This is a genomic window from Christiangramia oceanisediminis, assembly GCF_022570735.2.
Taxonomy (GTDB): Bacteria; Bacteroidota; Bacteroidia; order Flavobacteriales; family Flavobacteriaceae; genus Christiangramia; species Christiangramia oceanisediminis.
In genome coordinates, this window is the sequence record NZ_JANCNS010000002.1 from 823,108 (window position 1) to 849,787 (window position 26,680).

At 42.4% G+C, this 26,680-nt stretch carries 26 protein-coding genes and 2 tRNA genes; 6 read left to right on the plus strand and 22 right to left on the minus strand.

Going from position 1 to position 26,680, the window contains the following annotated elements; genetic code table 11:
- Positions 1–2 precede the first annotated feature (2 nt).
- Genes MKO06_RS11170 through flxA form a run of 8 tightly spaced genes read right to left on the minus strand, consistent with a single transcriptional unit; the run spans position 3 to position 5,998 of the window.
- Positions 3–260, minus strand: coding sequence for a phosphopantetheine-binding protein (locus MKO06_RS11170; RefSeq protein ID WP_241551255.1), 258 nt, complete (start codon positions 258–260; stop codon positions 3–5).
- Complete coding sequence (locus MKO06_RS11175; protein ID WP_241551256.1) at positions 257–853, minus strand: 3-oxoacyl-ACP synthase; 597 nt, start codon at positions 851–853, stop codon at positions 257–259. Before MKO06_RS11175 ends, MKO06_RS11170 begins: the two co-directional genes overlap by 4 nt.
- Complete coding sequence (locus tag MKO06_RS11180) at positions 846–1,991, minus strand: beta-ketoacyl synthase N-terminal-like domain-containing protein (RefSeq protein ID WP_241551257.1); 1,146 nt, start codon at positions 1,989–1,991, stop codon at positions 846–848. Before MKO06_RS11180 ends, MKO06_RS11175 begins: the two co-directional genes overlap by 8 nt.
- On the minus strand, positions 1,988–2,410 hold the full coding sequence (locus tag MKO06_RS11185) for an acyl-CoA thioesterase (RefSeq protein ID WP_241551258.1): 423 nt from the start codon (positions 2,408–2,410) through the stop codon (positions 1,988–1,990). Before MKO06_RS11185 ends, MKO06_RS11180 begins: the two co-directional genes overlap by 4 nt.
- Positions 2,407–2,847: a hotdog family protein gene (locus MKO06_RS11190; RefSeq protein ID WP_241551259.1), complete on the minus strand. Its 441-nt coding sequence runs from the start codon at positions 2,845–2,847 to the stop codon at positions 2,407–2,409. Before MKO06_RS11190 ends, MKO06_RS11185 begins: the two co-directional genes overlap by 4 nt.
- 2 nt (positions 2,848–2,849) lie before the next feature.
- Positions 2,850–3,752 carry an LpxL/LpxP family acyltransferase gene (locus tag MKO06_RS11195; RefSeq protein ID WP_241551260.1) on the minus strand — a complete coding sequence of 301 codons (903 nt, stop codon included), beginning with the start codon at positions 3,750–3,752 and terminating at the stop codon, positions 2,850–2,852.
- The gene (gene flxB / locus MKO06_RS11200; protein ID WP_241551261.1) at positions 3,733–4,464 is read right to left on the minus strand and encodes a flexirubin biosynthesis SDR family reductase FlxB; all 732 of its coding nucleotides are present in this window, start codon (positions 4,462–4,464) and stop codon (positions 3,733–3,735) included. Before flxB ends, MKO06_RS11195 begins: the two co-directional genes overlap by 20 nt.
- Before the next feature lies 1 nt (position 4,465).
- The gene (gene flxA / locus MKO06_RS11205) at positions 4,466–5,998 is read right to left on the minus strand and encodes a flexirubin biosynthesis tyrosine ammonia-lyase FlxA (RefSeq protein WP_241551262.1); all 1,533 of its coding nucleotides are present in this window, start codon (positions 5,996–5,998) and stop codon (positions 4,466–4,468) included.
- A gap of 419 nt (positions 5,999–6,417) precedes the next feature.
- Between flxA and MKO06_RS11210 the strand changes: the two genes are divergently transcribed.
- The 3 genes from MKO06_RS11210 to MKO06_RS11220 all read left to right on the plus strand — a co-directional run bounded on the left by MKO06_RS11210 (position 6,418) and on the right by MKO06_RS11220 (position 8,279).
- Positions 6,418–7,653 (plus strand): NAD(P)/FAD-dependent oxidoreductase, encoded by a 1,236-nt coding sequence (locus MKO06_RS11210; RefSeq protein WP_241551263.1) that lies wholly within the window; start codon positions 6,418–6,420, stop codon positions 7,651–7,653.
- Positions 7,654–7,814: 161 nt separating this feature from the next.
- Positions 7,815–7,897, plus strand: a tRNA-Ser gene (locus MKO06_RS11215).
- A gap of 304 nt (positions 7,898–8,201) precedes the next feature.
- Positions 8,202–8,279, plus strand: a tRNA-Pro gene (locus MKO06_RS11220).
- 241 nt (positions 8,280–8,520) lie between these two features.
- Here MKO06_RS11220 and MKO06_RS11225 read toward each other — a convergent pair.
- The 3 genes from MKO06_RS11225 to MKO06_RS11235 form a co-directional block, all read right to left on the minus strand.
- On the minus strand, positions 8,521–9,546 hold the full coding sequence (locus tag MKO06_RS11225; RefSeq protein WP_241551264.1) for a helix-turn-helix domain-containing protein: 1,026 nt from the start codon (positions 9,544–9,546) through the stop codon (positions 8,521–8,523).
- Between the two features lie 255 nt (positions 9,547–9,801).
- Positions 9,802–10,857 carry a helix-turn-helix domain-containing protein gene (locus tag MKO06_RS11230; protein WP_241551265.1) on the minus strand — a complete coding sequence of 352 codons (1,056 nt, stop codon included), beginning with the start codon at positions 10,855–10,857 and terminating at the stop codon, positions 9,802–9,804.
- Positions 10,858–11,228: 371 nt separating this feature from the next.
- Positions 11,229–11,471: a hypothetical protein gene (locus MKO06_RS11235; protein ID WP_241551266.1), complete on the minus strand. Its 243-nt coding sequence runs from the start codon at positions 11,469–11,471 to the stop codon at positions 11,229–11,231.
- Positions 11,472–11,681: 210 nt separating this feature from the next.
- Between MKO06_RS11235 and MKO06_RS11240 the strand changes: the two genes are divergently transcribed.
- A complete protein-coding gene (locus MKO06_RS11240) occupies positions 11,682–12,818 on the plus strand; it encodes a sensor histidine kinase (RefSeq protein ID WP_241551267.1) in 1,137 nt (378 codons plus the stop codon).
- A gap of 164 nt (positions 12,819–12,982) precedes the next feature.
- Here MKO06_RS11240 and MKO06_RS11245 read toward each other — a convergent pair whose 3' ends face one another.
- From MKO06_RS11245 to MKO06_RS11295, 11 genes are all read right to left on the minus strand, one after another.
- Positions 12,983–13,522, minus strand: coding sequence for a nuclear transport factor 2 family protein (locus MKO06_RS11245; RefSeq protein WP_241551268.1), 540 nt, complete (start codon positions 13,520–13,522; stop codon positions 12,983–12,985).
- A 30-nt stretch (positions 13,523–13,552) separates the two neighbouring features.
- Positions 13,553–14,566 carry a DUF481 domain-containing protein gene (locus tag MKO06_RS11250; protein WP_241551269.1) on the minus strand — a complete coding sequence of 338 codons (1,014 nt, stop codon included), beginning with the start codon at positions 14,564–14,566 and terminating at the stop codon, positions 13,553–13,555.
- A 7-nt stretch (positions 14,567–14,573) separates the two neighbouring features.
- On the minus strand, positions 14,574–15,389 hold the full coding sequence (locus MKO06_RS11255) for a hypothetical protein (protein ID WP_241551270.1): 816 nt from the start codon (positions 15,387–15,389) through the stop codon (positions 14,574–14,576).
- A gap of 73 nt (positions 15,390–15,462) precedes the next feature.
- Positions 15,463–16,623 (minus strand): BamA/TamA family outer membrane protein, encoded by a 1,161-nt coding sequence (locus MKO06_RS11260; RefSeq protein WP_241551271.1) that lies wholly within the window; start codon positions 16,621–16,623, stop codon positions 15,463–15,465.
- The gene (locus tag MKO06_RS11265) at positions 16,620–17,678 is read right to left on the minus strand and encodes a hypothetical protein (RefSeq protein ID WP_241551272.1); all 1,059 of its coding nucleotides are present in this window, start codon (positions 17,676–17,678) and stop codon (positions 16,620–16,622) included. The genes MKO06_RS11260 and MKO06_RS11265 overlap by 4 nt, the downstream gene beginning before the upstream one ends.
- 27 nt (positions 17,679–17,705) lie before the next feature.
- The gene (locus tag MKO06_RS11270; protein WP_241551273.1) at positions 17,706–18,785 is read right to left on the minus strand and encodes a BamA/TamA family outer membrane protein; all 1,080 of its coding nucleotides are present in this window, start codon (positions 18,783–18,785) and stop codon (positions 17,706–17,708) included.
- A gap of 34 nt (positions 18,786–18,819) precedes the next feature.
- Positions 18,820–19,386 (minus strand): hypothetical protein, encoded by a 567-nt coding sequence (locus MKO06_RS11275; RefSeq protein ID WP_241551274.1) that lies wholly within the window; start codon positions 19,384–19,386, stop codon positions 18,820–18,822.
- Between the two features lie 433 nt (positions 19,387–19,819).
- Complete coding sequence (locus MKO06_RS11280) at positions 19,820–21,475, minus strand: bifunctional metallophosphatase/5'-nucleotidase (RefSeq protein WP_241551275.1); 1,656 nt, start codon at positions 21,473–21,475, stop codon at positions 19,820–19,822.
- A gap of 2 nt (positions 21,476–21,477) precedes the next feature.
- Entirely contained in the window at positions 21,478–21,900 is a 423-nt protein-coding gene (locus MKO06_RS11285; RefSeq protein ID WP_241551276.1) for a DsrE family protein, read from the minus strand.
- Between the two features lies 1 nt (position 21,901).
- Positions 21,902–22,306, minus strand: a complete 405-nt coding sequence (locus MKO06_RS11290; RefSeq protein ID WP_241551277.1) for a DoxX family protein — start codon at positions 22,304–22,306, stop codon at positions 21,902–21,904.
- Positions 22,307–22,376: 70 nt separating this feature from the next.
- Entirely contained in the window at positions 22,377–22,736 is a 360-nt protein-coding gene (locus MKO06_RS11295) for a hypothetical protein (protein ID WP_241551278.1), read from the minus strand.
- 176 nt (positions 22,737–22,912) lie between these two features.
- Here MKO06_RS11295 and MKO06_RS11300 point away from each other — a divergent pair, with 176 nt between their 5' ends.
- Positions 22,913–24,757, plus strand: a complete 1,845-nt coding sequence (locus MKO06_RS11300; protein ID WP_241551279.1) for a DUF3604 domain-containing protein — start codon at positions 22,913–22,915, stop codon at positions 24,755–24,757.
- A 290-nt stretch (positions 24,758–25,047) separates the two neighbouring features.
- Complete coding sequence (locus MKO06_RS11305) at positions 25,048–26,586, plus strand: arylsulfatase (RefSeq protein ID WP_256946177.1); 1,539 nt, start codon at positions 25,048–25,050, stop codon at positions 26,584–26,586.
- Positions 26,587–26,680: the final 94 nt, after the last annotated feature.

Genomic DNA, 26,680 nt, shown 5'->3' on the forward strand with positions numbered 1-26,680 from the left:
TTTTACTTCGTACGGTTTTTCTCGATAAAATCGACCATACTATTAATAGAATTAAAGATCTCTTTTCCCTGGTTAGGGTCCTCCAGCTTGATCCCGTAATCTTTTTCGAGCAATACGATAAGTTCCAGCGCATCGATACTGTCCAGCCCTAATCCGTCTCCAAAAAGCGGCTCATCATTTTCGATATCGCTCACGTCCATATCTTCCAGGTTCAACTGGTCTATAATACTCTTCTTTAGCTCGGTGTGCAGGTCATTCATTCAGGTAAGTATATTTTATTTAGCTCCTCTTCATTATGCTCTAATCGCCCGGAAGCAGCAATTTGCCACAAAAATACATCATAATCCGTATTGTGCAAGTCCACCCATCCACAAAGCACATTGCTGGCCTTAGCCTTATTGAGCAGGGAATGTGAATAATCTATCATTGTGGTTGGCTCAAACCTATCCTGTACCAGGAAAAGGTTCTCTGAGCGTAAACCATGCCGTATACTTATCTCTCCTAAAACTATATTTGGTAAAGTATAAACAAATAAGGAGGGAGATGGAAAACCACTCATCGTTTTAGAATAGGCTTTATCTGTTTCGAGACAGGAAGACGAATTGGCAAATATCAGGGCGGTATCTGCTTCCGGCTTTTCCTGGTCAAAAAGAATCTCGGCAGCCAGAAATCCCAGCCTGGAAAGATCATCCATCTTAAAGAATTTAGGGTATCTCATACCAAAACTCTTATATATCTTTCTAAGAAAATCCTTTAATTCTGGATTCCCCGCTTCAAGTAACACCTCCCCGTTCCTGATGAGTCTACCTTGACGGAGGATCACATAATCCTTTATGTAATACTTCTTATTCATCCTGAACTTTTTTTAAAAACATGGCCAGGTTACACCCGCCAAAACCGGAAGCTGTCTTCAAGGCCAGGTTCAGTTCTGAACTTCGATGCTGCTGAATAATGTTTAACGGTCTGGAAACACCCAGATCTGTAAAATTTCGGGAAGCGAATAATTCATTATTAAGCATGTTGTGCCGGGTGATGATGCTTTCGATTAGGGCCGAGGCGCCCAGGCTATGGCCATAATAGCCTTTTAAGCTATTAACCGGGATGTCCTGAAGTCCGGCTCGGTTAAAAGCTATGGATTCCATTTCATCGTTATAGGCCGTTGCGGTACCATGAGCCGATAAAAAATCGATCTCAGATGGCTTCACCTTATTCGCCTTTAGCAAACGCGAAATACTCGAATACAAACCTTCCCCGGTACGGCTGGGACCTGAAATATGATTCGCATCATTGGCCGTAACAGCATCGATATAGCCTATCCTTGTCTCTCCTTTTCCTGTTTTGGGACCAATTAGCATGGCTGCTGCCGCTTCACCAAGGCTTATCCCCTGCCTGTCATTTGAGAATGGCCTGCAGGGCTCCGGGCTAATTGCCTGGAAGGAATTAAAACCGGATAGAACGAATTCGGAAACCAGGTCACCCCCTGCAACCATCACATGGTCAAACCTACCAGATTGAATGAGGTCATTACCAAGTTTCAAAGCCAGAGCTCCAGAAACACAGGCATTAGAAACGATCATTGGTTTATCCTGAAAACCGAAGAATTTGGCAACCACCTCACCTAATTTCCAAAGCATCAACCTGTCCTCAGAAAATCGGCCTTTTCCCAGTTCATCAATATTAGCTTTAGTGGTGGCAATAACCAGCCCGGTTCTTTCCAGATCTAAATAGGGAAAATCCTCCAAAACCTGGTGAATGCTAAGCAGCATCATTTTCTCCAGTTTGGTGTAGGCCCGCAGGTTTCCTATCCTGGAAAAGGCCTCGTCTAAAAGATCATTATCGATGATTCCTGCATAGAACGAATCCTTTTGATAGGAAAGATTGGTATGGGATTGCAAGGCTGTTTCTCCCTGCCTGATGGCTTCCAGGTTTAGCTGGGTGCCAAACCCCAAAGGAGAAATGATCGAATCGCCCAGTAAGAAATTCAAGTTCATGATACCAGTCCCATTTTCGTTTTCCAATCTAAGAAAAACGGTGGATTGGTAAGTATAAGTTCCTGGTTTTTATCGGTAAAAACCTGAACCGTTTCCCCGGTACAAATCAGTTTTCCAGATGAAAGGATCTCGTATTTAAAAATGATCTTGGCGGCCTCAGTATTCTTAAAGATGGTATGAACTTCAAATTCATCACCATATTTTAAAGGTAGTTTATGTTCACAGGCTGATTTGACGACCGGAGTTGCAAAACCATGCTTTTTAGCATCGAGGTAAGAGATTCCATGTTCTCTCCCAAAGTGCTCTCTTCCCTCTTCAAAATATTTCAGGTAATTTCCATGCCATACGATCTGTAAGGGATCGCACTCATGAAACCGAACTCTTAATTGTATGATACTTTCCAGGGATTCTGAATTCATTCCACCGTTACCGTTTTCATTTCGGAAATTGCGATCACCTCACCTTTCTCGTTTTCGGTCCTGGCAGATACCGAAGTTACGTTCATGATCTCGTGCAGGATCTCCACGTAGGTCTTTAAACGTTCTCCTACTTTAGGAAGCCCAAGGATCTCTACAGTTTTAATAACCCCTATAAATCCTGTTTTAGGTTTTTGGTTTCCACTTAAAGAACCCTGGTAACCCCTGTGAAGGGACATGCTTTGAGCCATGTGCTCAATAAGTCCACTTTCTGAAAGGAATCCATCATCGAGCAGGCAACTTTCAGCCGGAATGGTGAATCCCGTTACCCCGGTAAGCGAGGTGTATTCATAAAGCGTATCTACAAATACGAATGGTTCTTTTTGCGGAATAAGATCACCTACTTCTGTGATGGGATGATGTAATAAATTCTCTGCCATAGTTAACTGAAATCGTTCCAGAAATCATAGTAATTATACCACTGATGCGGGTATTTACGTACCATTTTTTCAAGGTCTTCAAGATAGGCATTTAAAATTTCACGAGGCGTACCTTCCACTGCTTTGTATGGACGGGCATAAAAATGATAATGGAAGTTTCGCTCCCTCATCAAATGCACGAACAAAATTGGAATTTGATTCCTGGCAGCCAGTTTAAAAGGCCCCTGGGGAAATTTTGTGTTCTTTCCCAGGAATTCTGCCGTATAGGTTTTTGAATGTTTCAAATATCGGTCGGCGGCAAAAACCAGCAACTCATTCCTGGCCAGGGCTTCTTTCATATAAAAGATATGGCTCAGGTCTTCTTTGAGCACGATGATCTTCACTTCTGAAGTTCCCGTGACCGATTCCAGGTAATTCTTGATTTGCTTATGTTCAAAATCTGTCACTACCAGGTTTACGACCGCTTCCGAATGTTTTTCCTCGAAAAAATGCTTGGCCAGATTAAAATTACCGATATGCGCGGTTAACAAAATTCCGCCTTTACCCTTTTTCAGAAGTGCTTCAATATGATCTTTTCCGTCAAATTCGAAAGTGAATTTATGCCGGAGTCCGCTTAAAATAGCCACCCGGTCCAGCTGAATTCTTCCAAAGGTAAAATAACTCCTGTAGACATTCAGGGCAGCGCTCAGTGCCGAATAGCCCAGCCTGCGTCGAAAAAGGTAATAGGTACTGCGAGTGGAATGAAAGGAGAAGACGATAAAATAGGCGGCCACGAAGAGCAACACAAAATAGGCGCTATAAAGCCCTGTTCGTTTGATGATCTGAACATAGATCCTGAAGCCCAACAAGGTTCCCCTTGATTGTCCCTTCCAGCTAGCCATATATTTAGGAATATAAGCCTCCATTGATATTGATTACCTCGCCAGTGATATAGGAAGATCTTTCTGAAGCCAGAAAACATACCAGGCTGGCTACCTCTTCCGGATCTCCAAATCGGTTGACCGGGATCAGTTTTTTTAGTTCTTCTTCATCAAAATTACTGGTCATGTCTGAATGTATGAAACCTGGCGCAACCGCATTCACGGTAACTTTTCTTTTCCCTACTTCCTGTGCTAGCGCCTTGGTAGCAGAGATCATTGCACCTTTTGCGGCAGAATAGTTCACCTGCCCAGGGTTTCCTTTTAGTCCCGAAAGAGAGACGATATTAATGATGCGACCGTAGCGCTTTCGCAACATTTCTTTTAAAAGGCTCTGAGTGACATTATAAAATCCATTCAAGCTGGTGTCAATCACCTTTGACCAGGCTTCCTGGTTGGTCCAGATGAACAACCCATCTTTCGTGATACCGGCATTATTGACCAGTACCTCGATGATTGCACCGGGATTTTCAGATCTCCAGGATTCGATTGATGTCTGCGTCGCCTCAAGGTCTGATACATCAAATTTTAAAAGTTCACATTTTACCCCAATGGCTTCGACCTCTGATTTTGTTTCTTCGGCAGCAGCCATATTGGAATGATAATTCAGAAGGATATTATATTTATGATCTGCAGCCAGTTGCAGGCAGATCGCCTTACCTATTCCCCTGGAGCCTCCCGTAACCAATGCATATTTCATATCAATAAGCTTCGTTGTTCAGTAAATATTCCTTGAGCCCTGCCATTTCATTGTACAAAGGTTTGTCTTCGTTGATGGGCCGGATGATCTCTCGTAGCTCAAAAAGCCTGGCTTTTGTGGCTTCGGAAAGTTTATCGTCAAAATCTAAATAATAAAGCGCCTGTACGATGGTTGCGAGTTCGGTGGCAAGCACTTCAAACGAGTTATCGATCACCTTCCTTGTCATATTGGCTGAATTAGCACCCATGCTCACGATATCCTGGTTATCATTGTTGTTAGGGATGCTATGAACGTACATCGAATTGGAAAGCATCTGGTTTTCCGCAGTGGTCGAAACCGCCGAGAACTGCGCGCCCTGCATTCCGAAATTAAGACCCAGTTTTTGTAGATTCACAAAAGGTGGAAGAATATCGTTCAGTTTTGAGTTGAGCAGGTAATTAAGCTGCCGCTCAGCCAGCATAGACGTTTTGGTCATCACCAGCCTTAATTTATCCATTTCGAGAGAAATATAATCGCCGTGAAAATTACCGCCATGATAAACATGTTCGGTTTCTACATCGATTATTGGATTATCGTTCGCCGAATTTACTTCCTCGATCAGTATTTTACCAGCATTTTTGATGGTATCCAGCACGGGGCCTAAAATCTGCGGCACACATCGCAGGCTGTAATATTCCTGTACTTTTTCTTTAAAGAAAGTATTCTTATCGGCGCCGTTGTTATATAAATGCTCGTTACGATCTCGCGTAAGCACCGAATCTTCCAGGTGCTTGCGCATGGCTTCAGCAACCTTTTGCTGTCCCTTGTGCAATTTGGAAGAATTCAGTTCTTCTGAAAGGTGGTCATCATAAGCCTGTACGATCTCATTGATGACCGAACTGCAGTAAATAGCCCAATTAAGCAATCGTTTCGAATAGATAAGGTTTACGATCCCGATACCGGTCATGGCCGAAGTCCCGTTCATCAAGGCCAGGCCTTCCCGTATTTCTATCCGGGCTGGAGTTATGTTCAATTCGTTAAAGACCTCTTTAGCAGGCCTTCTTTTTCCCTTATGGAAAACCTCCCCTTCTCCAATGATCACCAGGGCCAGGTGTGCGAGCTGTACCAGGTCTCCCGAGGCTCCTACTCCGCCATGTTCAAAGATAAGCGGCGTGATATCATGATTGATCAAATATACCATGGTCCTTACAACCGAAGCATGTATCCCAGATTTACCCAGGCATAAGGTGTTAAGCCGAGCTAGCATTAAAGCCTTTACATACAATGGCTGCATAGGCTCCCCTGCCCCGGTGGCATGACTTCTAATAAGGTTTAGCTGAAGCTGTATCCTGTCCCCGTCACTTATCTTATACTGGGCCATAGGACCAAAACCGGTATTCACCCCGTAGATGATCTTATTTCTTGAAAATTCCTTTAAAAAATTAAAACTATCATCTAAACGCTTCAAACTGGCTGCATCCAGTTCAACTTTTTCATTCTCAAATAGAACCCGGTAAAAATCCCGGAGTTCCAGTGCATTCGACAGGTTCAGCATAGATCTTTTCGACTAGTTTTTCGGTTTAGGGCAAACTGTTAAAGGAATTAACAAATGTAATATAATTATAAGAATGAGCCTATGAATTGAGAAGCTATTGGAAGTACGCCAAAACAGGTCGGTTTTTATAACCAGTTTAAGCCAACATAAATTTAAGATTAACAAACACATGCCCATTTTAAAAAATAATTAGGTGTTCGCCCTGGATTGTTATTTTGCCAGCCCAACCTATATCTTTAGTTCCAGAATGGAATTCCTGTCAAGATTTAAGTTCTTAATGATAAGAAAACAGTAAGGAATTCATTCTGTGCTTATATCTCAATAAAGTCCTGGCCTGATGGTTGGGACTTTTTAATTTTGGATCTAAGTTTCGACAGTTCCACCTATCTGTTGTAAGTTTGTTCCATCGTTTCAAACCCATGAAAAGTAAGCATACCGATATCATTATCATAGGTGCTGGCCCATCCGGAATGGTTGCTGCCGGTTACCTTCAAAAACAGGGGGCGGCGTTCATCGTCCTGGAAAAACAGCATTTTCCGCGTTTCGCAATTGGCGAAAGTCTTATTCCCCGATGCATGGACAATTTCGAGGAAGCAGGCCTTTTGAACGCATTGAAAAAAGCAGGTTTTCAGAAAAAATTCGGAGCCCGGTTCTTAAAGGGAAACGAAATGGCTGAATTCGATTTCAGCAAAAAGCACGGATCAGGCTGGGACTGGACCTGGCAGGTTCCCCGTGCCGATTTTGACAAGGTATTAACCAACGAGGTGAGCTCCAGGGGAGCCGATATCAGGTTTGGAACCGAGGTTCTCTCGGTTAATCGTCAAAATGATCTTTGGGAAATTGAAACCAGGGATGACTCGGGAAATAGTAAGATACTAACCGCCCGCTTCCTGATCGACTCCAGTGGCAATGGCAGGGTCCTGGCCAATAAATTGGATCTAGAGGCACCTCCCAGGATCTACGAGCATTCTTCCATTTTTACTCATATACAGGAAACTGAACGTCCTCGAGGCAAGGAAGGAGAACAAATTACTTTTGAAGTGATCAATACCCAAACCTGGTTCTGGTATATCCCGTTTTCCAATGGCGATTCCAGCCTGGGCTTCGTGGGGCCAAATTCCTGGTTCGATCAATTCCCGGGTACTCAAGCTAAAAGATTTAGAGCCATGCTGGCAAAAACTGAATATTACAAAGGACGCTTCGATGACTATGATTTCAGATTCGAACCTTTACAGTTACAGAACATTTCAAAAAATGTAAAAATGATCTGCGGTAAAGGCTTTGCCCTCACAGGAAATTCTGCCGAGTTCCTGGATCCCGTGTTTTCTTCAGGCGTGGCTTTTGCAACCGAATCGGGACTGCTGGCCGCCAAACTGGCTTACAGGGAATTAAAAGACGAAAAGGTGGATTGGGAAACCGAATACGTAGCTTATATTCGAAAGGGCGTAGAGGTATTTTCGACCTATGTAAAGGAATGGTATTCTGGTAAATTACAGGACATCTTTTTTCATCCTAATCCCAGCCCTCATATAAAGGAACAAATCTGTGCCGTACTGGCCGGGTATGTATGGGACAAATCTAATCCATTTGTAAGGAATCATCAGAAAGCGCTGGAGAACGTTCACAGATTGATCGCTTCAGAAAAAACTTTATAAAAATAATTTTTCTTTAGTTTCTTGATGACAAGTAATTTAAAGGCTAAAGCAAAAAGAGCCGAATAAAAATTCCCGAAAAAAGGTGTAAAAGACTTGGATGGTTTGGAAGTAAAAGTTACATTTGCAACCGCAAAAATAGTTGCGACGTTCATATAAAAAACGGAGAGGTGGCAGAGTGGTAATGCAGCAGCCTGCTAAGCTGTCATCCTTCTTGGATGCCCGGGTTCGAATCCCGGTCTCTCCGCAAAGATTTTTAGTCTGCGGTTTATTTATTCTCCTTTTCTTTTGAAAAGACAGGAATAGATTTCCTCCGCTTCCCGGCTGCTTTTTTTAAAGTGATTTGGAACGGAAAAGGCTAAAAATAAGATCGAATAAATTGCGAAAGCAATTTCGGGGTGTAGCCCTTCTCCCGCATACGCGGGAACAGGATAAACTCCGCCCGGTTATATCGTCCCGCCAAGGCGGGAAGGCCGCAAAGACCGGGAAAGAAGGTTCAAGTGATCTTGAATCTTAAATAAAAAATATTGAATGAATTGCGAAAGCAATTTCGGGGTGTAGCGTAGCCCGGTTATCGCGCCTGCTTTGGGAGCAGGAGGCCGCAGGTTCGAATCCTGCCACCCCGACCATAAAAATCCAATCACACAACGTGGTTGGATTTTTTGTTTGGAGGAAATCGAAGTATACTTCGGATTGAAAACAAACAAAAAAACAATGGGCGAAGCCTGTTTGGATTTTGATGAGTAATAAAGCCAAACTCAGGATCACCGATCGTAGGGAGGTAATCCTGCCACCCCCGCCAAAACAAAGCCCTGCACATTCGTGCGGGGCTTTTTTGTTGGTCTAAGCTGAGACGGTGTGTAATTTAATCTATACCGTATCCTTTTGATATTTCTTTCTGAATTCATACGGGCTAAGCCCATATTTTTGTCGGAACAATTTGGAAAAATAGCTTTTGCTGGCAATTCCTATCTTATCACTTACCTGGGAAATAGTGTAACTGGTCTCCAGCAATAGTTTCTTTGATATTTCCAGCCTTTTTTCCTTAACATAGGCGTTGATGGATTTACCATGCATCCTTCGAAATCCAAATTGAAGTTTATTGGAGTTCAAACCTACACGGTAGGCGATCTCCTTTATATTGGGCAACTCCCCTATTTCATTATGAATGATATCGTGGGCTTCCTCCAGAGATCGTACCTCGTGTTTTTTTAAAATTTCCTTTTCGGTATCTCCATTTACTTCTGAAGTGAAATCCTCTAATTGAGTAAGCAGCATTTTATGTACGACAGCTTCAAGGAAAATCTTTCTGAAACCTTTATCTACTGTAACATCCTGAAGTTGCTGAAAAAGATCGGCCATTTCCAGGTAATAATAACCTTTGTGATAAAAAGCATTTTTCGATTCCAGGTCCATGAGTAATTCTCTAACCGAAGGTTTCATTTTCTGAATGGAACAGGACATGGATTCAAAAAAACTTTTCCTATTGATCTCCAGGCTGTTAAACGCTAAAGGAGAGTCCTTATGAAAACGTATGGAATGAGCTATGGTTGATTTTCCTGAAAGCAAACAATATTGAAATTGTTCCAGTACCTGTACATTTTCGGTTTCCTCGAAATAATGACTTAGTTCTCCTTCCAGCACGTATAAAAACTTTAAGGGATGAATCTTATTTCTGAGAAAATTGATCTGTACCTCTTCCCTGAATTCACAGCAGTAATTTATAAAACCAATACCTTTATCAAATACTACCCCCTTTATATATCCCTGCCCGAGTTCACTGGGTATATTAATGGTGCACTCCCCGCAATTCGTACTGATTTGCGTATTGAATTGACCGGCTAATTCTTCCATTACCTGGTCTATAGGAATTGAATTAATATTATAGGTTAACATCTCATGCTCCCTTTAGTTGGTTTATTCCTGTAATTAAGATTAAACCGGCTTGTAATTCATATTTCAGCAAATAAGTTCTGAAAAGAACAATTACCGGTCAACAGGCATCGTGACTTTCTTTAGTATAAGATAAAACAGGTTAAGACCCAAATTTTTAGCCGTTGAACCTGCAATACCTTCCATTCTGGAATCATTGCTTAACATACGGATTAATCAACGCATATCGCAGGAAATTAACTTTAATACGAACAACGCCTAATGTTTAGTTAAATGTCCATCGGTGCCAGGCAATACTTCTGAATTTCTTTTCAGCCTTCGGCGGAATTCAGAAGGGCTAAAACCATATTTTTCACGGAACATTTTAGAAAAATAGCTTTTGCTGCGAAGTCCTATTCTGTCCACTATTTCAGAAATTGTATAATTGGTTTCAATCAAAAGATCCCTCCCTCGCTCCATCCTGGCTGAAATGAGGTATCGATTTACAGTTTGCCCCAGATAGCGCCTGAAGCCTTCCTGTAACTTATTATTATTGGTCGCACAGCTGCGGGCAAGGTCTGTAACCGTCTTTATTTCTCCAAGGCGGTTCTTTATTATTCTCGTGGCACTTGCGATAATCTCGGCATCTTCAGCTGAACCAACTATGCCGGCTTCTGGATCCATGATTTCAGATTCATATAGGGATAATTGCCTCACCAGTATCTCGTGAGCCTTGGCATCCAGAAAGAGATATTCCAGCATGTCGTTTTTTTTAAAATTTTCGATATGCTCGAACAATTCTAATGACGCGAGATTGTAATTACCCTTGTGGATATATAACTTACTGCTATCAAAATTCTGGAACAGCCTGTTCATGATCTTCTCCCAGGCATGGATATTTTTTTTATCAAAATTTATCTGCAATCCGGATATATCCAGGATATTGAGAAAGTAAGGCCTGTTCTTTGAAAATTTTAGAGAGTAAGGGGTGCCTTCAGGGATTGAGATAACGAAATTCTGGTACTTATCCAGCATAACCTTTTCCTGGTCTCCGTTAATTTTTAGCTCAGCTTTCTCTTTAAGATTAAATATGAGAATATTACGGGGCTCATCCCGCTGTTCGAAGAAGATCTCCATATCGGTATGATGGATCATCTTATACTGGAAAAGATTGAACCCGTCATTAAACGCGATCCCTTTATAGATTCCTTCTCCAATTTCAGGAGGCAGGTTCAACCAGTATTGATTGTATCTCGAAACGACTTCAGCATCCAGGTACCTGGCGTGCTCACGAATGTATTCTTCAGGATTTACAGTCCCTAAACTTATTTCCAAATGCTATTTTCGTTCAAAATAAATAAATGGAAGGCAAAGCTTTAAGTTATTACATTTTTTAAACTCTATTTTGTTAGAAATTGGTTCATTATTGTTAGATCTTTAAAAAACACTGCGAATACTATAATTCGCGGTTATATAGCCCCAAGAAATTAAATTCAGGATTAAAAAAAATAGAGGCCATAAACTAAAACTTTATGACCTCTATTCGTCCCATTTAGACTTAACCTAATACCTCGATACCGAAAATAAGTCTCCTTTTTTAAAAATCATGAAACTATTGAAATGGATCCTAACAAAATTGAACTTTTATAATAATATTAAGAACTAATATCCCGTCATTAGCCTGAAAAAACAATCCTGTTGATCTTTTAGGTGTTACCTTTTAGCAATATAAATTCCTGGATACTATCATCATCCTTGCTGAAGGTAATTTTCACCCTGTAATTACCCGGGTTATCATTTAATTGAAATTCGCCTGAAGCAGCTTCAAATCCTCCGCTTGACGCAATAGAAATACTAATGAACTCGCAATTGCGAATAGATCGAACACGCCGTAACTCTTCCCTGGTTAGATCAAACCTTTTCTCCAGCCTTTCAAGGCAGGTTTTCATATTACCAGAATATTTTGATGACCTCATATTATTATACAAGCTGTGATAAACATCAGTAATATCCTCAATTTTAAACCTGGAACCTGACTCAATAGGAACAAATTCTAACAAAATCGGTTATGATTGACCCAGCAAGTATGCAGATGGTCATTTTAACTCTTGTTGATTATATATTTGAAGTTTACAATTCATTACCACCAAATAAGTTTAATGAAAAGAGCGGCAACCTATATAAGAGAAAATAGTCTGGGCATCATTGAGTCCTGGGAAAAACAGGTGAAATTAGAGATAGAAGCCTCTAAGGAAACCCCCAGCCTGGCCTTAAGAAACCAATTACCACAAGTGCTTAAGGATATTTCAGGAATCCTGGACAGTTTCGATAAGGTAGAGGATATCAAATCGAATGCACCTTTCAAAGAAATAGTTGAAAATAGCCTGGAACATGGTAGACACCGGGCTTCTACCGCAAATTATACCATAGCGGGAATATTAAAGGAATATATGATCTTTCATAGGGTTCTTACAGATCTGCTCATGGAGAAAAATGTATATAGTGTAGAGACAGGTATCATCTTAAAACGCACTATAGAAACAGCCATGCTTCACTCGGCGAGTTCTTTCAACAATTCAATTAATGAAATGAAGGAGAAAATGGTTGGAACCCTGGTTCACGACATCAGGAATCCTATATCTGCAGCTTACCTGGCGCTGGATCTTTTGGATGTACATGCAGGACCTCAACATATTTCACGGGTAAAGAAAATGGCTGTTAACAGCCTGGACTACTCCATGAGACTTATCGAAGGTCTCCTTGACGCGATTAGCCTGGAAGCTGGTGAAGGCATCACCCTTAATTTCCAGGAGAAGGATATACTTCAGGATATAGAATGGGTAGTAAAAGAAACAGCAACGATCTTTCAAAACGAAATAAAGCTCAATTGCGATAGTTCTGAAGTTCGAGGTGTATTTGACGGGGTTGCCATTCGCCGGGTCCTTGAAAACCTGGTTACCAACGCCGTAAAATACGGTGATAAATGCAAACCTGTAAATATTAGCGTCTTTGACCAGCAGGAACAAGTATGTATTTGCGTGCATAATACCGGGAAAGCGATTCCCGAGGACAAACAGAAACAAATTTTTAATTACCTGCATTCCGAAAAATCGGCTGAAAACAGAGGTTTCAGAAGCTGGGGAATGGGCCTGTGTCTGGTAAAAGCGGTCACAAAAGCACATGGCGGACATATCGAGGTGAATAGTGACGATAATACGGGTACCGAATTCAGGATTTCCATAGATAAATTCAGAAATCAGCCTGGACAGCTAAAATCGAGGGTACAGTATAATTAGAGAGCACACAGGATCTTCTGCAGACTATTAAAAGATCCAGACCTTTAAGTTTCCTTTTAGTTCAACCTGCACTAAAAGGTTTCCACACTTTTCATACTAAAATAATTCATTCATTGACATGCTCAACCTGGTTCAGGTTGATGATATCATTTCTAGATATATTCTTAATCCTGTCTGGGCTGGTGAGCTTTATCTGCAACCTGGCTGATCCTTGAAAGGATTTGCCATTTACCATTATCAGCTTTTATCCAGGTGTCAATCATATCAAAATGTGGTGGTAACTTACCTGCCCCTTCCTGTTGCCAGTCCAGGGTCCAGCTTACTCTTGCAACCGCTATTGGACCTAATTCTTCAGAAATCCTTAGCGAGGTGACTTCAGCAGAGGTTGCACTCATTCCTTTCATTCCAAGATACATTTCCCGTGTAATGGGCGGTGTGTCTCCATAGACCCGGATCAAGCGGAAATCTTTATGCATCAAATCTTCAACCTTACTCAGGTCATTTGCGACCAAAGCAGCAGCCCAATCTTTCTCAAGGGCAAGGATCTCTTCCGAAGTTCTGGCAGTTAATAGATCGCCTATCTTTAAATTATTTTTGGCTCTGTTATTAGAACTGAAGGACTGAAATAATATAAGGATAGCAAAGATACAGGAGATAATTACCAGGATTCTCTGGCTCCTGAACCAATCGATATACATTTTCATACTATTGTTTTGAGTTTATTTCTTTGGTGATTAATTGAATTCCCAGCCTATCCCGGTTTGTACCACATAATCCACATCTGCCGCTCCTTCTACCGCCTGGTTATCGTAGTTTAGCGTTAAGCCCGCCTTGACATAAAAATCAAGGGGAAGATCATATTTGGTATCCAGTACGTAATCTATTCTCCACCTTCCGCTCTCGGTTAAACTGGGGTAGACGATGAGCCTGGTAAGCAGGCTCCAGTCGCCGATATCATATAAGTTCAATTCAGACCCGGCATAGGCCTCCAGGGAGTTCAGGTTAGAAACCCGATTTTCAAAATTTTCGTTCACTCCTGAAATTCCTCCTTCAACCGCCAGGTACGAAACATTGGTATGAATGATATATTTACCCATACCAGCTTTAAGGTTAGCACGCAAATTCAGCAGCTGCTCCGTATTGGACAGGAATGAGATCACCGAACTAAAATACCAGTCTTTTTTTAGGAAAGCCCGGTAGGACAGATCCCCGTCCTGGCGTTTAACCGGGTCCACATTATCCTGGTTGGAACGCAAAATGCTATAGCTTGCCTTTAACCACCATTTTGGAGCGGTATATCCAATATTTGCCCTTCCTCCTATCTGGTTAAAATTATTGGCTTTTGTAAAACTATAATCGGCATCAATCGAGGCACTCACCCTGCTCCAGAAGTCCTTTTCATAGGATTTAAAATACACGATCTCGTCTCTTTGAACCACAACCGTATCCCCAGTTATCCTGTAGATCTCCCAGTCTGGATAATCTACAGAACTTATCGTACCGTTGAGCCTTCTGCCATCTGTGAGATTAATTAGGTACGTGCTTTGAGAATAGAGTTCCTTAACCTTATCCCATTCGATCTTGAAATCACTGTCGCTATAGTCGGTTTCAATGGTAATAACACCCTTATCCAAGGCCTTTACTTCACCAACCATGATGTTGTTATTGGTAAAGACAAGAGAATCCTTTTGTGCAACCAGGTTGATCTGAAAAAAGAACATACAAACAGAGCATACTAGTAATCTCATAGGCAGCTTATTTTGGAAACAAGAGAACGAATGCGGCTCTGAAGCCCCATTCTGATGTATTCGCATTCCCGTATGGAATCCTTGGTCCTACGGCTACCTGGGCCAACTGGCTCCCAAGGCTTATTACCTTGGAACCAGTTAGATTCACTGTTCCCGAAGTAGCATCAAAATCCCAGTTCTGGGTAAGTTCAGTATTCAATGTAATCGCATAACCACCTGTAAAATTCTTCGCGATAAAAGGCTGAACAAAAGTGGCATTGACATCAGGCCTGTCATCATCTCCGGTTACAGACCAGATATGGTTGGCCAGCGCACCTATGGTTATATCGCCAATCTGTTTAAGAGCAACCCCGGTTGGTCCAATTCCAAATTTTTCAAGTCCAAGGTTATCGGTAGCTGTTGGCAGTAAAAATACCGGACCAACTCCCCAGATCAGCCCTCCTGAAGATGGTTCTTTGGGAGAAAAGAATGAACTAACCACGGCATCGCCAAGCCCGGTTTGCCTGCCGCTATTTCCAGAGACGTCATTTTGATGAATGATTGGAAGAATGAGTCTTCCAATCAGGTTCCAGTCTTCACTGATACTAATTGGAACCACCGGTTGAAAATTCATGGTAAACCTACGACCATCAGATGGCCCCACCCCGAAATCGAAATTTCCCTGGAACGGAACACTGATCAAACTGGCCACAGGATTCTGTAATTTCTGGGCTAGTTCATCGGCACTTAACTGTTCTTCCTCCTGGCCCACCACCATAAAAGGCAAGAGAAAAATCAAAATAAAAAGAGGGGTTATTTTTCTTTTTGAGGTAAATTTTTTCATAACACTTTGATTTTTAGTTGTTCTTATAAAACTAATTATTTTTTTGTATCTAATTGTTAGCCAGCCATTAAAACTAAAATGCTTCGGTAAAATTAAAGTACAGGCCCGATGATTCGCGACCAATTCCAAAATCGATCCTAAGGTTCATCCTGGGTTGCACTTCGAAGCGGTAACCCACCCCGAGATTCGGGATCCACTCGTTGATGGAATCGAGGTCATTTGCAATGCTTCCGGAACCCAGCCAGGCTGCAATTCCGTGTTTACTCAGTTCCTGGTTGGATTTTAGGAACATATGCCTCCATTCCGAGATTAGGTAAACCCCGCTGCGATCGCGATACTGCCCATCTATATAACCCCGCAGGGCATTGGTGCCTCCAATTTTGGTCAATTCTTCATAGGGAATATCACCAGTACCTACTCTCCCATATAACTTAACGGCAATGGTATTCCCTTCCCTGGCGATCTGGTGATAAGTCCTGATGTCCAGTTCATAAATGTTATAATCGTTGTCACTGCCCAGGTAATCTCCATAAAAGGTCGCGTTGAAATTCACGAACCAGCCTTTCCAGGCATTTACGGTAATATCGCGACTATCGTAATTCAGGTTAAGCTTGAGCCCGGAATTAAAATTTTCAGGTCCAAACCGGTTGTAATAGTCATTCTGTTCCATATAAGGGTTTAGCTCGGTGACCCTGGTTCTATTCAGGTCTACGCCTACACCTGCATATATATTCGGCATCACCCTTAACAGGAAGGTAGGAGCGATCTGGTATCGCTTTCTTTCATAAGCCGTGGTGCTATCTCCCAGTGATATCCTGTTGATCTCTGAAAATCCCACCCCGAAATAATTATCGTTCGCACTCGAGAATTTTCCAACAAAATTGAACCTGATCTTATCCTGAAACCAGAAAGAAGCCAGTTTGGCATTAAAGCCATAGTTCCCCTTGGTACTGAAGAAAGTATTTATTGGAATGGAAGATCGTTGAATGAGCGTATCTTCGGGGTTGGTTTTGAAAGTATACAAAATCCCCGCTCCCAGTAGCAAACCGTTTTCAGGGGTGTAACCAGGCCCGGCCAGAACGCTCAAAAAAGGCCTGCCTTCTTCTATGGCAGCTTCCTTCTTTGCCGCCCTTTTTTGAAAATATCCCTTGATGCCTTTTTCCTGGGTATAAGCATCTATGCTGAAGAATATCAGCAGGAAGAAACAAACATATTTAACAAGGTCAAATTTCATATCCCGAATCGGTAGTTTATGGATGTCATCAGCTGAAATCGACCGGGACCAAAACCGGTTTCCAGCCTGTACCACCAGTGCTTATTATGGTTATACTGAAACCCTACCTGGAAAGACCATTCCCCAACCGGAACCTTATCAAACCTGTATCGCAATGGGGTACTTCCCAAATCCCGGCCTGCCAGCCAGTTATCCAGGGCAGTCACCAGCCGGTCTACCACCAGTTTCTGTGGAATACTCAGGTCATCATACCAGTTCATAGCCTCATCGGCAATCTGGGCTTTCAGGTCGTCCAGGTTATCCTGGTCGAACTTCGAAAAGATGGTGGAAATTGGTAATTCCCCGCCCGAATCCTGGGTAATTCGTTGATGCTGGATCCCGATGGTGGGTATAAAACTTCGGTTTCGTCTTCCCAGTTCAATATTTCGGCCTATCCGTAGCGAGCTAACTATTCCCTGCACGGGATCTGAAAGGGAACTCACATCGGTCCAGGAATAATTCAAATTAGCCGCTGCAAAATAATTTCCGATTCCGTAGGCGACCACGCCCCCAAAACCCCAGGTTTCACCAGATGGGTTCCCTTCCACCTCGATATTCAGAGGAACACCAATTTGAATATCGCTCCTTGACTCCGATCTCGCATAAATACCATAGAGGTTGAGAAATGGAAATACCCAGGCATCGGCTCTTACATTGATGATATTAGTTTGATTCTGAACGGTCTTAAAATCCACGAAATCTATGCCCACCAGGTCTAAATCGCCCAGCCCAATAGCAGGATTCTCCAGGTCGAATTTCGATTCCTGGTAGATATAATTAACCATGATCCCAAGGGGATGCGGGAAATCTATTCCTTTTTCCCTGATCTTCCCTCCAAATATGGGAAGTACATAGGGGTATGGAATAGCTGCCAGGCTGTCCCTTTCGCTTTTATCTAATTTAGTTACCTGGGAATTCGCAGGGCTACCTATAAGAATCATAAGCACACACAAGATCAAACCCAGCGTGAAAACAGGTTTTTGGATTGTTGAATGATACGGGCTTTTTCTTCTCATAGCTACTTTAATTAGGCGTGTACGTGCTTATCTTGCAAAGGCATCTGAAATTCTGAAACTCAGGCTCCAGTCTCCTTTCCCTGCGGCTACATCGAGGCCTATATTGATTTTTTCCTTCGGAAGAAGGAGATATCGAATACCGGTTCCAATCCCGGGCAACAGGTCGTGTTCGAAGATTTCAGAGATCTCGGGTACTACGGTTGCAAATCCACCAAAGAATACCATTCCGAATTTCGATTCAAAATTATATCTATATTCAGCCTGAATGGAATAGAGCTGGTCATCCCGATAGCGACCTTCAGAATATCCCCTGATATTATCGCCGCCCACCGTATTCTGCCCTACAAAGGGAACATCGCCGAAAGAGCTGATGGAATAATACCTCGCCAGGAAGATATCCTTGCCAGACATCAGCGGTTTGTAAAGGTCATACGAAAGTTCCAGCTGATTGAAATTGGTTTCGTTGCCCAGCCATTCTCCCGAATTCTTGAAGCTGGCCTGGATGTTATGACCAATATTAGGATAGTTCACATTGTTACGGGAATCACTTTGAATAAAGGTGCCCACATAATTTATAGGAATGTCAATTGTTGGCCTTCTATCGGTAAGCGGAAGATCTAGATCGAACTCGGTACGGGCATTCACCATACCTCCCGAAAGCCCCACATACAGATCTGGTGCGACCCGCCGGGCTACCTCCCCCATTATAAATTTTACCTTCGTACTGTAATCTATAAAGCTTCCGCCGGAATAAAAGCTCTGGTAAACCTGCAGGTTACCGTTTCCAATTCCCCCTGCTAATTTGGTTCGCCAACGGTCTTCAGCAAAATAGAATTGCTGTATCCCCATGCCAATATAACTTTCAGAAGTTGAATAAATTCCCGCTATTGTGGTTGACGACGAAGGAGAAATGCTGTCGTTCGCATTCAGTTTATAGAAGGCTGCGCCAAGCAGGCCATAAGAAAAGCCAACGGTACGGCTATAATTAAGATAGGGAACACCCGCTATTTTGACTTTCTTCTGTTTTTCTTCAACAATCTCCTCGCCCTGGCTAAAAACGGGGGCGTAAATCAAAATCAGGATCAAAAATAGGTACGACTGTTTCATACAAATTATACTATGCTGCTTGCTTCAGAGATTTTTAAAATCCCCGACCTATCCCAAGGGAGATGTTCCAAGTGTTATAGGCGTCGAACTTGATATCGTGGCCTATATTGACGAATATTTCCCATTTTTCGTGGATCTCCCAGTGAGGCTCCACTCCCAGCCTAACCAGTCCAAAACTTTCATTGGCTTCATATTCCACACCTCCACCGGCAACCAGGCTTAGCCACTCGATTGGCTGAAAAGAAAGGGCACCTACCAGGGCTATGGGATTTTCCCTTTCAATTACGGAACCGGAACTATGCTCATCTTCTACCTCAAAGGTTTCGATGATCATATCGGAATGCAATCCAATTGCCCAGCGTTCTGTAAACCAGAAATTATAATCCAGCATCCAGGATGGCAATACCAGCCACTGCTTTACACCATTTTCAACCCCTGTATTGATATGCGCATGACCTATCCCCAGGGAAATCACATGTTTATGGCGATGATGTTCCTCAAGTTCTTCCTCATTATGCATTTCCATCTCTTCCTGGCCTAAGGCGGGGAAACTCAACAAACACAGCAGTATGCTGATTAATAATTTCTTCTGAAGTTTCATTATTAGACTGGTTAATTACTACAACATTTATTGTGAATCAGCTTAATTAGCCGAAGACAACCCGAAACTATCCAGATCATCTTCGGCATCTCAACTAATTAATCTCCATTTTCGACAGTACAAACCTGATATAAACCCGATTTGCTTCTGCGCTTTATATCCAATAGTAAGTATATTCTAGCCTTTGGGGTAAGTTCCTTTTAAGCCTTTGGGGAAACGACTTAAACTGGTAAAAAAAAGAATGATTTCCGGACGGGTTGTTAAAATGCCAGCATTAAATTAGTAAAAAAGTTTTAATGCTTTAAATAAATATCTACAAAACAGCACTTTACATAGGTTTTGATCCATATTTAACATTCGTTCATCGTGAATAAAAAAAGAACTGGCTACACCCAGGATGTAGCCAGTTCTGATAAACCTAAAAATTCAAGGCTTACTGAAATTCATAATTGGTACCCGGTACCGTTGAGAAGGAGTACTCGCCAAGGTATTCGCAATAGGCCCGGCCTTCCAAACCTGGAGAAACAGGAGAATGTACCTTAAGGTACTCCTCTACTGCCTGGTGAATGGTGTAATCCTTTATTTGCACATCCTCAACATCAGGCAATCGGCAAAGCGTATCTATTGGGTCTCCGGGTCTAACACAGGCCGAAATGCTATAATATTCATCATCCTGTATAGGCTTTCCGTTTACCGTGATCTGTTCGATACGTTCCCCTTTTTGCTTCTGACTGTCGAAGCTGACCTTCATTCCGGAAAATCGAACCAGCCAGCCGCCAAACCTGTTGGTTGGATCCTGCGAAAAAACATTTTCCATCTCGTTTTCCAGCCAGTCTTTGATCTGTTTACCGCTAGCTTTCCCGGTCTTTATCTTTTCATTTACCGGTAAAAGGTTCCAGAGATTCGCGCGGGTAATGGGTGCCGGCTCTCCATTTTCAGGAACTATGGGATTCCCAAAGCGAAAACCATTGGAAATGGCGATATCTACCCCGGTTTTCCAACGGGCCGCATCGGTGATCATATTGTCCATGGGGTTTTCTACGGTTAGGTATCGATAAAGTGGTTCTTTGGTGTACCCGATCACCGTTTCCAGGTGATCCCGGTAAGGAGCTTTCACGCTATCCACCAGTGCCTGTATCTGTTCATCTGCTGGATATTTTTCAGGGTCTACTTCGATAAGCTCATAATCGTCATTTACCAGTTCGCCATCCACAAAATCAAGCTTCAGTTTTCCAACAAAAGAACCAAAAGCACCGGGCTCGGTAACCTTCGCAAATTTTCCCTGGATTGGTTCCCTAACTCTTTCATGGGTATCGTTACCCAGGATATAATCTACCTCTTTCAGATCGGGATTATTGGCCAGTTCAACCTGTTTAAAGATCCCAATATGGGTAACCAGGAAAAGTACATCTACCTCCTTTTCTTTTTTAAGCATTTCCAGACTTTGAAGAAATTCATCGTTGATCCCCGTAAATTCGATGCCTTCACTAAAAACCGGATTTTGTCTAACCGGCACATCAGGATCATTGAGCCCAACAAAGCCTATTTTCACTCCTTCTATCTCCTTGATCCAGTATGGCGGAAACAATGCTTCTCTGTCTTTTTCATGAAACATGTTCTGCGCGATCACCTGGGTATCGTACGAATTCATCACATCCAGCATTACGTCCTTCCCATATACAACCTCCCAGTTACCCGGAATGATCACGTCATAACCCATGTTCCTGATGATCTCCGGCATTTGTTTTGCCTTTGAAAGGGCCATATACCCGCTACCCTGGATAAGGTCTCCCCCGTCCACGATAAGCGTTCTCCCGGGATTCCTTTTTCGTTCACTATCAAAAAGGCTTTTAATATTTGCCAGTCCGCCGCGATCCCTGAAAGTGATCTCGCCGTCTTCCCAGAATAATTCGGGATGTGTATCCAGTTGCCCATGTATATCGGCAGTTTGCAGGATGCTGATGCTTAGCGGATCCTTGCCGGTATTCCCGGCTGTTGAATCCCGCTTTTCAGATTTACAGGCAACTGAAAGTATCAGCAGTGCCAGGAATCCGAAACCGGGAACTAAATTTCTCTTTATTAACTCCATAATTACAGGCTTAAACTTTTATATCCTTTTTTCTGCAACTGGAAGTTGTACAGGATCCCGTTTTCTACTGTTTTTATACTTTCGGGAACTTCCTTTCTGTCCACTCCAAATTTATTTAGGGAAAATCCGCAGGCAACCAGCTGTACGCCCAGCTTTTCAGCTTTGGCAATGAATTTTTCCATTTTTCCGGGATCGGTGATATCAGCTATATTTTTTCCGCAGATGATCACCTGGAAATCGCCAAAGTGATCGCCGTCTTCAGTTTTGAGATTTTCAGCAGTTATGAGGATAGGTTCCAGTTGCGGTACTTTTTTGGTGAGCACCACATAATTATGTTCTTCAGCATGATGCTGTTGTGCCTGTGCAGGCAACATACTGAAAATTGCAAGTATTAGTATTGAACTTATTTTGAGTATCGTTTTCATATTATTTGATTTTAAATGATTTTTCGGTGTCATTGATCATAAAGAACAACAGGCCACCGAGGATTGCTATATTTTTGAAAAGCGGGCCCAGGGTATTGATCTGTCCTACCTGGACCGTTAGTGTGATAGGGACCAATATGAGTCCCAGTACGATCGCCGCCCATCGGGTCTTATATCCAATAAGGAAAAGGAAGCCGGCTATGAGCATAAGGATCCCGGAAAGCAGGACCAGCGTTTCAGGTTCACCAAAAAAATAGGCGATGCCTTTGAAACTGGCCTGTTCCAGTCTTCTTACTGTTTGCGTGGTATTAAGCAGGTGATTGCTTCCCGCCACCAGGAAGATGCCGCTTAGCAGCACACGCAATAGCTGAATGGAACGACGATTAATCTGAATATTATTCGTCATTTCTGAACGTATTTTAAATTGAATTAGGATAAACCTGAAGAGTAAGATTCAGGCTATGACTGAAAGCAGATCAGCCAATTTTTGGAGGAGGAGAATGCTTCTCGAGGTATAGATAACTAAGCCTGGAAGTATGAAGATCATCTGTAGCCCTGATAGGTTCGGAATATCCGAAATCCCAGCCTGCGATGAAAAAATTGAACTGTGGAGTGCAGGAACTCAAAAGTTCCAGGCTAAAATTATTCGTATTGGTTTCAGCAACAAAGGCAGCTGCCCTATTATTTTCTGAAATGGAGGTCTTTTTCTTGCAATATGCTTTCTCGATCCTGATCTCACCCCCGCTAAGCACCTGCATAAAGCTGGCATCTACCAGGAATAGTTTAGCCATGAACATCAGGCTAAGGAAAATGGATATGGGGGCGTTTAAACTCACTCCGGCAAAACTAAGATTTATAGTGCACCTGAACCGTAACATAGGTTACGTTAGGCATTCAATCTTAACGAAGAAATTGAATGGCTTTTGCAAACCAGACTTAAAATTTTTTATATAGTATTCTATTTTTCAGTATCTTAGGGTGATTATAGCCAACTACGTAATCCTTTTTCATTATGAAACGATCTATTATTTTCATTTCAGCGCTTTTTTTTCTTATTTCCTGTAAATCTGATAAGAGTGAATCAAAGGCTGAATTAAATCAAACCAATCCTGAAACAGCCGAAGTCAAGGTTAAGGAAAACCCATTAAAAGATGCTTATTTTGGCGAGGAGCACCTGCATACAGGTGTTTCCATGGATGCTTATATCGCCGGAACCCGTATAGGACCCGATGATGCCTATAAGTTCGCCAAGGGAGAACAGGTAAAAGTTAACGGACAGATGCACCAGATCAAAAGACCTTTGGATTGGTGTGCGGTGACCGACCATTCTGAATTCATGGGTGAAGCTTACACTTTAATGAATCCTGAATCTGAAAATTATGATTCTGAAGTACCTACAAAATTTCGAAATGCGACCGATTACCAGGAAGCACTTGGGCTTTATAAAACATATGTACTGGACGTACTTGCCGGAGGTGATAATCCGCATGCCGAGTTCTGGGAAGGCTGGGAGGCTGTAAAATCTACCTGGAAAGCCAATTTTGAAGCTACCGAAAAACATTATGAACCCGGGAAGTTTACCACGATCCATGCATATGAGTGGTCCTCTGCACCAAACGAAGGAAACTCCCACCGAAATGTATTCTTTAGAGACACAAATGTGCCTGATATTCCATTCTCTTCCAACGAAAGTAAGGATCCGGAAGACCTTTGGGCCTGGATGCAGGATCAGCGGGATAAAGGAATGCGCGTTTTTGCCGTGCCACATAATTCCAATGAAAGTAAAGGCCTGGATTTCCCGGAACAAACTCTTAGCGGTGGGCCTATTACCAAGGAATACGTGGAAACAAGGAACAGCATGGAACCGCTTATCGAGATGATGCAGATAAAAGGTAATTCTGAAGTGGTTTCTCAATTCTGGCAAAAGGATGAATTTGCCGATTTTGAGAACGCGCCTTCCATCGCAAAATTCAATGACCGAAAATTCGAAAAACGAAATTTTGTACGTTACGGTCTTACCCGGGGATTAAAATATGAACAGGACCTGGGCACCAATCCATTTAAATACGGTTTCGCAGGCGGAACCGATAGTCATAATGGTTCACCTTCCAATGTAGAGGAAGACAACTGGAAAGTTGGTGGTCACGGCCTGGCCGATCGTACTCCTGAAGACAGGGCTAACAACGATATGGATGGAGAAATGACCGTGGCAGATATGAATCCAGGGGCCATTACCGGTGTTTGGGCCACCTCTAACACGCGAGAAGCGATCTGGGATGGAATGTATAACAAGGAAACTTTCGCTACCAGTGGTCCGAGGATAAAAGTTCGTGCCTTTGCCGGGCAGGGCTTTGATACTTCCAAAACATCTTATGAAGATATCATAACCGATGCCTATGATAAAGGCGTTCCCATGGGGCAGGATTATAAGGGAGATACCGCCCCGCAGATCCTTGTCTGGGCAATCAAAGATCCTATTGGGCCTAACCTGGATCGAATCCAGATCATAAAAGGCTGGGTAGAGAATGGTGAACTAAAGGATAAAATATTTAATGTAGTAGCCTCTGGAGACAGGCTTAAATCTGATGGTTCTGTAGAACCTATAGATGCTCCGGTGAACCTGGAAACCGGTGAGTTCAATACTGAAAAAGGAGCTCCTGAATTATCGGGCGTATGGACCGATCCTGAATTCAATCCAGATCAATATGCCTATTACTATGTAAGGGTGTTGCAGTTACCAACCGCAAGATGGAACCTCTTTGATGAGATTCGCGCCGGTGTAGATTTCCCTGACCGTATTCCAAAACAGATCGTGGAAAGAGCCTGGGCTTCACCTTTCTGGTATAGTCCTGAATAAGAATTTGAAAACACAGTTTATCAAAAAGCCTGTAGCTTAATAAAAACTACAGGCTTTTTGATGCTTTAAAAAATGCCTGGTTTCTCGATCAACAAAAGTTAAATCACTATAAATCAGAAGTTATAATATTTTTTTCAGGCATATGTGTAGGAAAATAATCAGGAAAATTCTTAAATTCAATGATTCCCAAGCTTTTACAGGAATTACCCCATCAACATAACTTATTCTATACCCCAAAGTATGTTAGGCTAAAGCTGAATAACTCTTTATTAACTATATAAACTATCAATATGAAAAAGAAAGCGACAAATCATTGGTCTGTTTTGCTGATTCTGCTCATGCTCCCCCTGGCGATTGTTGTTCAGGAAAAGCCGAACATTTTAATTATTTGGGGTGATGATGTGGGAATGTGGAACATTTCGGCCTATCACCGCGGAATGATGGGCGGTAGTACACCAAATATTGACAAAATAGCTGTGGAAGGGATGTTATTTATGGATCACCTGGCTCAGGCATCCTGTACGGCCGGGCGTGCATCCTTCATTACGGGTCAATATCCAATCCGTACCGGATTAACTACCGTTGGACTTCCAGGAGCGAAAGAAGGTATTCAGGATAGTGATCCTACTCTTGCGCAAATGTTAAAAGACCACGGTTATGTTACCGGGCAGTTTGGCAAGAACCACCTGGGAGATCGTGATGAGCATCTACCAACTGCTCATGGTTTTGATGAATTCTATGGGATCCTGTATCACCTGAATGCCGGGGAATACCCTGAACAGGATGATTTCCCAAAAGATCCAGAGGTGCAGGAACGTTATAATCTCGATCAACGCGGAATAATTCATTCCAAAGCCTTAGCTAATGGTGAACAGGAGATCAAGGATCTTGGTCCCTGGGGAAGAGAAGTACAGAGAAATCTGGACCAGCAGGTCCTTGAGGAATCTAAGCGCTTTATTCGTGATGCGGTTGAGGATGATAAACCATTTTTTGTATGGCATAACACCACACGAATGCATTACCGTACCAACCTTAATGAAGAATACGATGGGAAAAGCGGATATGGCCTTTATGCAGACGGGATGATGGAACTGGATGATGACGTTGGGGAATTATTAGACCTGCTAGAAGAACTTGGTGCAGATGAAAATACAATCGTAATGTTTTCTACAGATAATGGGGCTCCCTCAAATTCCTGGCCTGATGGAGGTAATCACCCTTTCCACGGAGAAAAAGGTGTTGGTGGCTGGGAAGGTGGCTTTAAAGTGCCTATGATGGTAAAATGGCCCGGCCATATTCCAGCAGGATCTGTTACTGGTGAATTTATGACCATGGAAGATTGGATTCCTACACTGATGGCCTGGGTTGGAGACGATAACATCAAAGAAGATCTGCTTGACGGTATGAACATAAATGGCAAACAATTTAAAGTCCATCTCGACGGCTACGATCAAAGTGATATTTTACTGAACAATGGTAAAACCAATCGTAAAGAATTTTTCTATTTTACAGAGACGGTTTTCCATGGAATGCGTTATAACCAATGGAAGTTGCTCTTTATAGATCAGGAGGAATGGTTTCGGGCAGAACAGGTACCACTTTCTACACCCATCCTTATCAATTTAAAAATGGATCCCTTTGAAAGGTTTATAAAAGCCAGAGGATATGACGAGTGGTCTGAAAATCGCAGTTGGATCCTGGGGCAGGCAGGTAAGATAATAGGAAGGTTCGTAGAAACATTTGAAGAGTATCCGCCCAGTCAGAAAGGAATGTCTGTACAGGTTACCAATTTAAGTGAGACTATTAATTCCATGCCTGGTAGCAGGTAAAAGTATAACAGCAGAGATTTCAATATGTTGATCCTGAAACATAGTTCAGATTAAATTAAAATTGAAACTTAAAAATAAAAGCCTGTGATTCACA